This is a genomic window from Oleiphilus sp. HI0079, from assembly GCF_001635105.1.
Window position 1 is genome coordinate 1 of record NZ_LWFT01000100.1, and the last position, 980, is coordinate 980.

1 protein-coding gene is annotated in these 980 nt (G+C 47.9%); it reads right to left on the reverse strand.

Annotation, left to right across the window (positions count from 1 at the left end; translation table 11 throughout):
• Nucleotides 1-114 precede the first annotated feature (114 nt).
• The coding region (locus tag A3750_RS01445) for an AraC family transcriptional regulator (protein ID WP_156498300.1) at nt 115-980 on the reverse strand (866 nt) is incomplete at its 5' end.

Consider the following 980-nt stretch of genomic DNA (forward strand, 5'->3'; position numbering starts at 1 on the left):
TTTCTTGCACAACATGAAGGTGCGCACTGTGGAAGGTAAGTTATTGTTATTTGGATTAATTCTTTGTTAAGTGGCTACATAACGAGTCTAAGTTACCCGCTTGGAGATAGGCCTTTAGTCGCGATAAGAGGACGGGGAATTACCGGTCCACTTTTTAAAAGCCCGATTAAACGCCGCGGCCTCCGAGAAGCCTAAAGTATCGGATATTTGCTGAATGGTAAGCTCGCCATGCTCAAGCAGTTCTAACGCTTTCTCTCTGCGCAAACTATCTTTAATTTCCTGGAAGCTATGACCTTCCTCTTTCAAGCGGCGCCGAAGAGTATGCGTGGTTGAACCAAGCTTGTCTGCCACATCATCGAAAGTCAGCGTTGTGTGCCCCCAAGAGTCTGGGTCAGCCGCAGCGCTTGCATCATTCAAGACACGTCTCACTTGCGCCGTTACGCTGTCGTCGGCACGAAATTGGGTCAACAAAGACTGCGGCGCGTGATTGAGGAAATCCGTCAGAGCATAGCTGTCTTGTTTAATCGGTAAGGCCAGCATTCTTCGATTAAACGCAATGAGATTGCGTTTCTGAGAAAATACATGCCGACAGGGAAACATTAAATCGAACTCGTCCGCATATTCTGGCTTGTCGAATTGGAACTCAACACGATCAAGTAATAACGGCCTGTCTACCATCCAACATGAAAGTCGAACCCATATGATGAACATGGACGTTGTCAAAAATGCATCGTCGACATCCAAGGCATTGGACCACTCAAAGGCAAGGCGCGCTTCGTCACCCGACTCCTCAAGCTTGATCTTCAAATCATCACTAACCAGCGCGATAAATCGCGCGCTTCTCAACAATCCCCGCCGAAGGTTGCCAGCAGAAATGATCGCGTGACACATCATTGAAAAAGTACCTAGTTTCAGTGGATGGCTGAGAAAGCCACCACTCTCATCTTCCATGTGACGCCATAGGGTGATCAGAAAGCTAC